At 68.8% G+C, this 9984-nt stretch carries 9 protein-coding genes; 4 read left to right on the top strand and 5 right to left on the bottom strand.

The window, feature by feature from the left end:
- Positions 1 to 703 (top strand): hypothetical protein (locus FMQ63_RS38225; RefSeq protein ID WP_228556535.1); only part of this gene is annotated, 703 nt, incomplete at its 5' end.
- A gap of 4 nt (positions 704 to 707) precedes the next feature.
- On the opposite strand, the gene FMQ63_RS32570 is transcribed toward FMQ63_RS38225, so the two are convergent.
- From FMQ63_RS32570 to FMQ63_RS32550, 5 genes are all read right to left on the bottom strand, one after another.
- A complete protein-coding gene (locus FMQ63_RS32570; RefSeq protein ID WP_011553419.1) occupies positions 708 to 1898 on the bottom strand; it encodes a pyridoxal phosphate-dependent aminotransferase in 1191 nt (396 codons plus the stop codon).
- 47 nt (positions 1899 to 1945) lie between these two features.
- Positions 1946 to 2428, bottom strand: a complete 483-nt coding sequence (gene coaD / locus FMQ63_RS32565; protein ID WP_011553418.1) for a pantetheine-phosphate adenylyltransferase — start codon at positions 2426 to 2428, stop codon at positions 1946 to 1948.
- A 45-nt stretch (positions 2429 to 2473) separates the two neighbouring features.
- Positions 2474 to 3031 (bottom strand): 16S rRNA (guanine(966)-N(2))-methyltransferase RsmD, encoded by a 558-nt coding sequence (rsmD, locus tag FMQ63_RS32560; protein ID WP_011553417.1) that lies wholly within the window; start codon positions 3029 to 3031, stop codon positions 2474 to 2476.
- 25 nt (positions 3032 to 3056) lie between these two features.
- Positions 3057 to 4091 carry a hypothetical protein gene (locus FMQ63_RS32555; protein ID WP_026129751.1) on the bottom strand — a complete coding sequence of 345 codons (1035 nt, stop codon included), beginning with the start codon at positions 4089 to 4091 and terminating at the stop codon, positions 3057 to 3059.
- Between the two features lie 105 nt (positions 4092 to 4196).
- Positions 4197 to 5204, bottom strand: coding sequence for a cation diffusion facilitator family transporter (locus FMQ63_RS32550; protein ID WP_011553415.1), 1008 nt, complete (start codon positions 5202 to 5204; stop codon positions 4197 to 4199).
- Positions 5205 to 5320: 116 nt separating this feature from the next.
- Here FMQ63_RS32550 and FMQ63_RS32545 point away from each other — a divergent pair, with 116 nt between their 5' ends.
- From FMQ63_RS32545 to typA, 3 genes are all read left to right on the top strand, one after another.
- Complete coding sequence (locus tag FMQ63_RS32545; protein WP_020478758.1) at positions 5321 to 6907, top strand: sigma-54-dependent Fis family transcriptional regulator; 1587 nt, start codon at positions 5321 to 5323, stop codon at positions 6905 to 6907.
- Entirely contained in the window at positions 6904 to 7845 is a 942-nt protein-coding gene (locus FMQ63_RS32540; protein WP_011553413.1) for an alpha/beta fold hydrolase, read from the top strand. Before FMQ63_RS32545 ends, FMQ63_RS32540 begins: the two co-directional genes overlap by 4 nt.
- A gap of 199 nt (positions 7846 to 8044) precedes the next feature.
- A complete protein-coding gene (gene typA / locus FMQ63_RS32535; RefSeq protein ID WP_011553412.1) occupies positions 8045 to 9892 on the top strand; it encodes a translational GTPase TypA in 1848 nt (615 codons plus the stop codon).
- Positions 9893 to 9984 lie beyond the last annotated feature (92 nt).

Genomic DNA, 9984 nt, shown 5'->3' with positions numbered 1-9984 from the left:
CCCCACGCCCGCGGAGCCCACGCCCGAGGCGGAGCCCAAGCAGGCCGAGGCGCCCGCGACGCCACCGGCCGCTGAAGCGCCCGCTGTGCCGGCTCCCTCTGAGGCCCCCGCCAAGAAGGCACGCACCGCCGCCAAGAAGGCCGAGGCCGCGGCCCCGAATTCCGGGGCCTCCGCCGCTCCGAAGTCGGCAGCCGCCGCCGAGTCACCCCGCGCGGCGCCCACACCGCCCCCTGCGGACGCACCGCCGGTCGAACTGCCCCCCGGATTTGCCGATTTCAAGCGCGACGCCATCCCGGACGCGCCGCCGCTGTCGCCCGAGGAGCAGATCCGCAAGGACATCCAGGCGGACGCGCGCTTCCTCCTCCAGTCCCTGCTGACGGGGGACGTACGCACCGCCTCGAACGAGCTGCTCTACCCGTTCAGCCTGGAGGCGGAGCGCTACGCCACGCCGGAGGAGCTGGTGTCGGCGTGGGTGAAGCAGCTGCGACTGAAGCGCACGGACCTCATCACCCTCTATGACGTCGAAGTGATGCCGCTGGAGGCCATGGAGAAGAAGTACGGCAAGGCGCCCGCGCGGCTGGGCTTGGACCTGCGCAACCCCAAGGACGTGTGGACGGCCGTGGGTAACATCTCCGGCCGCCCCGCTGTCCTCGTCTACCGCAAGTACCGCGACGAGTTCCGCGCCTTCGCCTACACGGACTGAGCGGTCAGCTCAGGGCCTTGACCAGCTCACCCAGCCGGGCAAGGCCCTTCTGCAGCACCTCGCGCGAGGTGACGAAGCTCATGCGCACGTAGCCCTCCGCGCCGAACGGCTCGCCGGGCACGGCGGCGACGCGGAAGTCGTCGAGGAGGATTTCCGACAGCTGCATCGCGGACGTCACCGGCTTGCCCTTGTACGACCGGCCCAGCAGGCCCCGCACGTCCGCGAAGGCGTAGAAGGCGCCCTCGGGCATCCGGCAGCGCACGCCATCCAGCGCGTTCAGTCCCGCGATGAAGAAGTCACGGCGCTCGCGGTACTCCTTCACCATGGCGGCGATGGTGTCCGGCGGCCCCTGCAACGCCGCCAGCGCGGCCTTCTGGCCAATGGAGGAGGCGTTGGACGTGGACTGGTCCTGCACCATCTGCATGCCGGCCAAAAGCGGCTTGGGCCCGGCGACGTAGCCCATGCGCCAGCCCGTCATGGAGTACGCCTTGCTCATGCCGTTCACGACCACCAGCCGCGGCACCAGGTCCGGCGCTACGTCGCTGATGCCCAGGCGTTCGTCGGTGTAGAGCAGCTTCTCGTAGATGTCGTCCGTGACGATGAGGCAGTCGTGGGGCCGCAGCACCTCCGCGATGCGCTCCAGCGCCGCGCGCGAATAGACGGCGCCGGTGGGATTGCCTGGGCTGTTGATGATGACGGCGCGCGTGCGCGGCGTGAGCGCGCGGCGGATGGCGTCCGGGTCCGGCGCGAAGCCGTCCTCCTCGCGCGTGGGGACGATGACGGGCGTGGCACCCGCCAGCCGCACCATGTCCGGGTAGCTGACCCAGAAGGGCGCGAAGATGATGACCTCGTCCCCCTCCTCCAGCGCCGCCTGGCAGAAGTTGTAGAGGCCCTGCTTGCCACCGGACGTGACGAGCACCTGGTCCGGCGTGTAGCGCAAGCCGTTGTCCCGCTCGAGCTTGGCGCAGATGGCCTCGCGCAGCTCCGGGATGCCGTTGGTCGGGGTGTACTTGGTGAAGCCCGCTCGCAGTGCGTCCACCGCGGCCTGCTTCACGTAATCCGGCGTGTCGAAGTCCGGCTCTCCCGCGGCCAGGACTACTACATCCACACCCTTGGCGACGAGCGCCTTGGCGCGCGAGTTGAGAGCGAGCGTCGGAGACGGCTTGATGGCCTGGAGCCGGTGAGCGAGTTTCATGTCCCCTGCCTAACGCGGAGCCCCACTCCGGACAAGGGGACTGCCTGCTACTTCCGTCCAGCGAACTTGGCCTTCAAACCTTCGTGCACGTTGGGCGGCACCAGCCCGGTGACGTCCCCACCGAAGGAGGCCACCTCCCGGACGAGGTTGGAGGAGATGTAGAAGTAGTCCTCCCCCGTCATCATGAAGACGGTCTCCACGTCGGGTGCCAGCTTGCGGTTCATGTTCGCGAGCTGGAACTCGTATTCGAAGTCCGACACCGCCCGCAGCCCGCGAACGATGACGCCCGCGTTGCGGCGCCGCACGTAGTCCACCAGCAGACCGTGGAAGGCGTCGACCTCCACCCGGTCGTCCTGGACGGCCTCTCGAATCAACGTGAGCCGCTCCTCTTCGGAGAAGAGCGGTGTCTTCTTCGGGTTCACCGCGATGGCCACGATGAGCCGATCGAACATCTTCAGGCTGCGCTGAATGAGGCTCAGGTGCCCGTTGGTGAGCGGATCAAAAGAACCAGGATAGATGGCGACCAGCATGTGCCGGGAAGTCTCGGATGCCCCCGGGAGCCGGTCAAGGTCTGCTCACGGCGCCCGATAGAAGCTCACCAACGTATCCCCGAAGCGGCGCTGGTCTTCCCGGTCAAGCCCGGCATGTGTGTCCGGCGCCGCCTCGCGCTTGTCGTGCTCCACCACCACCATGCCAGAGGGGGTCAGCAGCCCGGCGGCCACGATGCCGTCCAGCACCGTCTCCACCACGCGCGCGGCGTACGGCGGGTCCGCGAAGATGAGCTCGAAGCGGTCGCCCCGCCGCTTCAGCGTCTCCAGCGCCCGGGCCACCGGCGCGGCCAGCACCTCCACCTGCCCGGCGAGCCCCACGGCCTGCGCGTTCTCACGGCAGAGGGTGAGCGCCTCGCGGTCCTGGTCCACCAGCACCGCCTGTCCCGCGCCACGGGACACGGCCTCCAGGCCCAGCGCGCCGGTGCCGGCGTAGAGGTCCAGCACCCGCTGGCCGTCCAGGAACTGGCCCAGCACGTTGAAGAGCGTCTCCCGGACGCGGTCGGCCGTGGGACGGATATGAAGGGACGAGGACTTGGGGCCGGCCAGGGCGCGGCCCTTGGCGGTGCCTGCGACGATTCGCATGGGCCCCTTCTACACCGCTCCGGCCTCAGTCGCCCCGCTTCTCCGCCAGGAAGCGCAGTGACGCCTGCCCCGTGCGCGTGGCACCCAGCGCGGCCAGTACCTCGGTGGCCTCCATGAAGGACAGGGCCTCCAGCTTCTCCCGCGCGGCGTCGTCCAGCGGCGGCAGTTGCTCCTCCAGCACGCTCAGCAGCTGGCCTGCGGGCAGCCCGGCGGCTGTGGCCTTCTCCGCCACGCTGGCGCGGACTTCCGGGGGCCACGCCCCCAGCGCGAGCCGCTCGAAGCCGCCCACGCAGTCCACCTTGCGCACGCCCGCCGCCACGTACGTGGGCAGCCCGCCGGCCAGCGCCGCGCCCGCCTCACCCACCGACAGCACGGCGTCGTACTCCGCGGCCAGTTCCACCAGGCTCCGCAGCAGCCGCACGTCCGGCTCGCCCTCACCTAGCGCGGACTCCGGCACACGGACGAAGTCCACTGGCACCTTCCACTGCCTGAGGCCCTCCAGCAGCGTCCGGTACGCGTCCACGAACCCGCCAGAAGCGGCCGGTCCCGTCAGCTCCAGCGCCAGCTCGCGCTCGGTCACCGGCGCCACCAGGGCATTCACGGCCTCCACGGCCTCATAGGAGTCCAGCCGGGACAGGTCCAACGACACCAGCGAGAAGCCGGCGTCCACCACGCGGTAGATGCCGTCCTTCAGGGCGTCCAGGGTGTCCGCGTCCGCCCGGGCCACCCGAATGGGCCCGGCCTGGAGGAACAGGGGCCGCGCGTGTTCGGCCTCGGCGGCCGCCTGGTGCGCGGCCACGACGAAGCGCTCGGGCGCCCCCCGGTCAGACAGCGGGTGTGGGCAGGCCAGCCCCAGCACGGCGTCTTCCGACCGGGCCGCGCGCAGCAGGCCCGGCAAGGCGCCCTTCGCTTGGACCGGCAGGCACGGCAGCGCCACCGGCGCCTCCGCCAGGGCACGCAGCAGCTCCCGGGGATTGAGCAGCGGAACGCGCGAACCCGCGCCCACCCGCGCCACCGTGTTCCCCGGCCGTAACGTCAGCACCTTGTCCAGCACGTTCATGGAGCGCGGAGAATCATCCGCCCGCGCCGCCCGAGGCAAGGCGAAGCTGCTGGGAGCGTCCGCTGGGGCACGCGGACGGGGGGCCCCGGCCGGGCCCCAGGGCCGTCAGTGGACCTCGCCCAGGTGGGAGTAGGTCTCGCTCTCGATTTGAATCGTGGTGTGGTCGATTCCGAAGCGGTCGAACAGGTCGTGCTTCACCGCGGAGAGAATCTCGTCGTTGTTGCAGACCATGGGGTCCTGCACCACCAGGTGCGCGGACAGCGCGTACACGCCGCTGGAGATGGTCCACACGTGCAGGTCATGCACCGCCGTGACGCCCTGCGCGCGCAGCATCAGCTCCTTGATTTGCGCCAGGTCCACGTGCGCCGGAACCGCCTCCATCAGCACGTCCACCGCGTCGCGCACCAGCCGCACCGCGCCGATGACGATGACGATGGAGATGACCACCGAGATGATGGGGTCCACGACGTACCAGCCCGTGTACGCCATGATGCCCGCGCCCACGAGCACGCCCACCGACGACAGCGTATCCCCCAGCACGTGCAGGAAGGCCCCGCGCACGTTCATGGAGTGGGAGCGGTGCAGGAACCCCAGCGCGCCCAGGTTGGCCAAGAGGCCCACCGACGCCACGATGGCCATGGGCCCGATGTTCACTTGCGCCGGCGAGCGCACCCGCTCCCAGGCCTCATAGAGGATGAAGCCGGTGATGCCCATCAGCAGCACGCCGTTGAGCAGCGCGCTGAGGATCTCCATCCGGTAGTAGCCGTACGTCTTCTTCACGTCCGCCGGCTTGCCCGCGAACCACAGCGCCACCAGGCTCAGCGCCAGCGCGGACACGTCCGTCAGCATGTGGCCCGCGTCGGACATCAGGGCCAGCGAGTTCGTCAGCCAGCCGCCCACCGCCTCCGCCAGCGCGATGGTGGCCGTCAGCACCAGGGCGAAGATGAGCCGGCGCTTGTCCTTCTTCCGCTCCTCCGCCAGTCCGCCCCTCCGGGGACCGTGCCCATGACCGTGCCCATGGCCATGATGATGATGGCCATGGCCATGTCCGTCGCCGTGGTCATGCTCGTGGCCATGCCCGGATTCACCGCGGGTGTAAGGGGAAGTAGTCACGGGAGTGAGGGGTGCGGCTAATGCCCAGTCATGAGGTATGAGAGGCCGGGAATCTGGCTGCCGCCAGGCCCGGCATCCCCTGCTCCGGAGCGTGGGGAGACGCGACGGAGGTGGGGATGGACTACGGGAAGCATCTGAACCTGCACACCATCATCATGCTCAGGGATGTCATCCGCAAGTGGTGGCAGGTCGAGCTGGCGTTCGCGGACCGCCACGGCATGGTGCATGAGTGGCAGCGCGGGGAAATCAGCCCGCCGCCGAACGCCTTCTGCCGTGCCTCCCTGACCTCAAAAGAGGGCTTGCGGCGCTGCGGCCAGTCCGTCCGTGTACTGAACGAGAAGTTCAAGGCCAACAAGAAGGTGCGCCGCTCGCTCATCCACGACTGCCACCTCAACTTCAGCATCGTGGGCGCGCCCCTCTACATCGCCAACGAATACGAGGGGTTCCTCTTCGTCGAGGGCTTCGCCCGCCAGCCTCTTGACGCGCGCGAAGCGGACGTCCTCAAGTCGAAGGTGCGCCAGTTCGCCCCGCAGCACGCGACCCTGGACGGGAGGAGCGAGCAGGTTCCCGTCCTGGACGGCGCCGAGCTGAGCAAGCTGTCCGACCTGCTCGAGTGCGCGGCGAACGAAATCGCCAACCACGAAGCGGCGGAGGCCTCCCGGCAGGAGGACGGCGCGCCCGGGTCGTCCCGTGAGCTGAGCGACCGCTACCGCTTCGAGAAGATCATCGGGCGCTCCGGGCCCATGATGGAGGTGTTCCGGTTGATGGAGAAGGTGGCCAACTCCGACTCCACCGTCCTCATCAATGGCGAGTCCGGCACCGGCAAGGAGCTGGTGGCCCGCGCCATCCACCTCAGCGGCCCGCGCGCGCAGCAGCCCTTCGTGGTGCAGAACTGCTCCGCCTTCAACGACAACCTGCTGGAGAGCGCCCTCTTCGGCCACACCCGCGGCGCCTTCACCGGCGCGCTGCGCGACAAGAAGGGACTCTTCGAGGTCGCCGACAGCGGCACGTTCTTCCTGGATGAAGTGGGCGACATGTCCGCCGCGCTGCAGGTGAAGCTCCTGCGCGTGCTCCAAGAGGGAACCTTCCTGCCCGTGGGCGGCACGCAGCTCAAGGAGGTCAACGTCCGCGTCATCGCCGCCACCCACAAGGACCTGAGCGAGCTGGTGAAGCGGGGCGAGTTCCGCGAGGACCTCTACTACCGCATCAACGTCATCCGCGTGCAGCTGCCGCCCCTGCGGGAGCGGCGCGACGACATGCCCGTCCTCATCGACCACTTCCTGCGCAAACACCACCGCGAGGGCCAGCGCGCGCGGGGGCTGGACGCGGAGGCCCTGGCCATCCTGGGCGCGTACGCGTGGCCGGGGAACATCCGCGAGTTGGAGAACGAAATCGAACGCCTGCTCGTGCTGGGGGGCGACTTGGAGTCCATCCCCGCCGAGCTCATCTCCAGCCGCATCCGCGACGCCGTGTTGCCCGGAGGAGGCCCCTTCATCTCTCCGCGCGCCCACGGCAAGCTGCACGAGGCCGTGGAGGCCCTGGAGCGGGAGATGATTCAGCAGGGACTGATGCGCACGCGCTACAACAAGAGCCGGCTGGCGCGAGAGCTGGGCATCAGCCGCTCCAACCTCATCTTGAAGATCTCGCGCTACGGCCTGGACAAGGGCCTGCCCGAGGACGAGTCGGAGATGGGCGACGCATGAGCCCTGGTCCGCGGTACTTCCACCAGGATCGCCTGCGCGTCCCGGATGGCGCGCAGTTGTATTACCAGGTCCAGGGAGATGGCCTTCCGGGCATGGTCTTCTGTGACGGCCTGGGCTGTGACGGCTTCGCCTGGAAGTACCTGGCGCCCTACCTGGTCCGGAACCACCGCGTGCTGCGCTGGCACTACCGGGGCCACGGCCGCTCCACCGTCCCCGAGGACCGCTCTCGCATCGGCATGCTGTACACCTGCGATGACCTGCGGCGGATGCTCGACGCCGTGGGGATGGAGCGCGTCGTCCTCTTCGGCCACTCCATGGGCGTCCAGGTGGCGCTGGAGTTCCAGCGCCGCTACGCCCAGCGCGTGTGTGGGCTCGTCCTGGTGTGCGGCAGCTACGGCAACCCGCTGGACACCTTCCACGACTCCACCGCGCTCAAGCGGGCATTCCCGCTCATCCGCCGCGTGGTGGAGCGCTACCCCGAGCAGTCCGCCCGCATCATCCACACGGTGCTGCGCACGGAGCTGGCCGTGCAGTTGGCCATCACCCTGGAGATGAACCGGGAGCGCATCGCCCGCAACGACCTGGCCCCCTACTTCGACCACCTGGCCCGGATGGACCCCGTCGTCTTCGTGCGCACCCTGGAGTCCATGGCGGAGCACAACGCGTGGGACCACCTGCCTCATGTGGACGTCCCCACGCTGGTGGTGGCGGGCGGCCAGGACAAGTTCACGCCGGGTTGGATCTCCGAGGAAATGGCCGACCGGATCCCCGGCGCCGAGCTGGAGCTCATCCCCGAAGGCACCCACACCACCCCACTCGAAGCCCCCGGGCGGGTGGAGGCCCGCGTCGAGCGCTTCCTCCGGGAGCGACTGAACGTGCGTACCGGCGCCCCCTCACCCACGCCTACACCGGTGGTGAGCCCTCCCGCTGGCCCCTGAGCCCTCCGGAAGGGGCCGGCCCCCTGGCGTTGTTCATGGATGACAGGAGTGAAAACCCGCCCGCACGGACGCTGGGCTTCCGGCTGCATTGCAGGGGACGCACTCGCGGCATATAAGCGCCGACCTCCCGGGTTCCGGTGGGGTTCGGAAGCCCCGGCGTCCTCGGGCGTTCCCCACCTGCCATCACAGTTCGGTTCGTATGATTCCTCGCGAAAATATTCGTAACGTCGCCATTGTCGCTCACGTCGACCATGGCAAGACCACGCTCGTCGATCACCTGCTTCGCCAGGCGGGCACTTTCCGTAGCAACGAGCACGTCGCCGAACGGGTGATGGACTCGAACGACCTCGAGCGCGAGAAGGGCATCACCATTCTCGCGAAGAACACCGCGGTCAATTACAAGGGAATGCAGATCAACATCATCGACACCCCGGGTCACGCCGACTTTGGTGGTGAGGTGGAGCGTGGTCTGCGCCTCGTTGAGGGCGTCATCCTGCTGGTGGACGCCGCCGAAGGCCCCCTGCCCCAGACGCGCTTCGTGCTCAGCAAGGCCCTGGCCATGGGCCTGAAGACGGTGCTGGTCATCAACAAGATCGACCGCCAGGACGCCCGCGCGAAGGACGTGCTGGACCTGGTGTACTCGCTCTACATCGACCTGGGCGCGGACGAGCAGCAGTTGGAGATGCCCGTCCTCTACACCATCGCCCGCCAGGGTCAGGCGTCCACGCAGCTGGAGGTCCCCGGCAAGACGCTGGAGCCCCTGTACGACGCCATCATCAACCACATCCCGCCTCCGCCGAAGTCGGACGAGCCGTCGCTGCAGCTGCTGGTCGCCAACCTGGACTACGACGACTACGTCGGCCGTCTGGCCGTGGGCCGCGTGCAGTCCGGCCGCATCACCGCCAACATGCCTGTCTCCGTCTGCCGCGAGGGCGGCAAGGTGCAGCCGGGTAAAATCGTCAAGCTCTACGGCTTCTCCGGCCTGAAGCGCGTGGAGATTCCGGACGCGGGTCCGGGTGAAATCGTCTCCATCGCCGGCATCGAGGAGATCTCCATCGGCGACACCATCGCCGACGCCGAGAAGCCGGTGGCCCTGCCCCGCATCGCCGTGGACGAGCCCACGATGATGATGGTCTTCAAGGTCAACGACGGGCCGCTCGCGGGCAAGGAAGGCAAGTTCGTCACCTCCCGCAACCTGCGTGAGCGCCTCTACCGCGAGGCCTACCGCAACGTGGGCGTCCGCGTGGAGGACACCGACACGCCGGACGCGTTCCGCGTGGTGGGCCGTGGCGAGCTCGCCCTGGCCGTCATCATCGAGAACATGCGCCGCGAGGGCTACGAGCTGACGGCCTCCAACCCGGAGCCGATCACCAAGGAGATCGACGGGCAGGTCCACGAGCCCATGGAGCTGCTCTTCTGCGACGTGCCGGAGAACAGCGTGGGCGTGGTGACGGAGCGCCTGGGGCCCCGCAAGGGCCGCATGGTGGACATGGGCTCCCTGGGCTCGGGCCGTACCCGGCTCCAGTTCCGCATCCCCGCGCGTGGCCTCATCGGCTTCCGCTCGGAGTTCCTCACCATCACCCGTGGCGAGGGCATCATGAGCAGCCAGTTCGACGGCTACGAGCCGTGGTTCGGCTACATCCCCAAGCGCCAGAATGGCGCCATCGTCTCCGACCGCCTGGGCGACACCGTGCCCTACGCGCTCTTCAGCATCCAGGAGCGTGGCTCGCTCTTCATCGGCGCCGGCACCACGGTGTACGAGGGCATGATCATCGGCGAGCACTCGCACGCGTCCGAGCTGAACGTGAACTGCTGCCGTGAGAAGAAGCTCACCAACATCCGCGCCGCCGGCCGCGACGAGAACGTCATCCTCACCACTCCGCGGGAAATCAGCCTGGAGAAGGCGCTGGAGTGGATCGCCGACGACGAGCTGGTCGAGGTGACGCCCAAGTCCATCCGCATGCGCAAGAAGGCGCTGGCGGTGGGCGAGCGCTACCGCGCCGAGCGTGACCGCAAGCGCGAGGAGCGCGCGTCCGAAGGCGAGTAGGCCTTCGCTCTGCTGGGGCGCTCACGGGGCGCTCCGCATCCCCAGGGCCCGTTCCCACTGCGTTGGGGGCGGGCCCTTCGTGTATGCGGGCT

Source organism: Myxococcus sp. CA005 (assembly GCF_006518205.1).
Lineage (GTDB): Bacteria > Myxococcota > Myxococcia > Myxococcales > Myxococcaceae > Myxococcus > Myxococcus xanthus.
The sequence above is the reverse complement of the archived record's forward strand: the minus strand, read 5'-3'. Positions and strand labels throughout refer to the sequence as shown.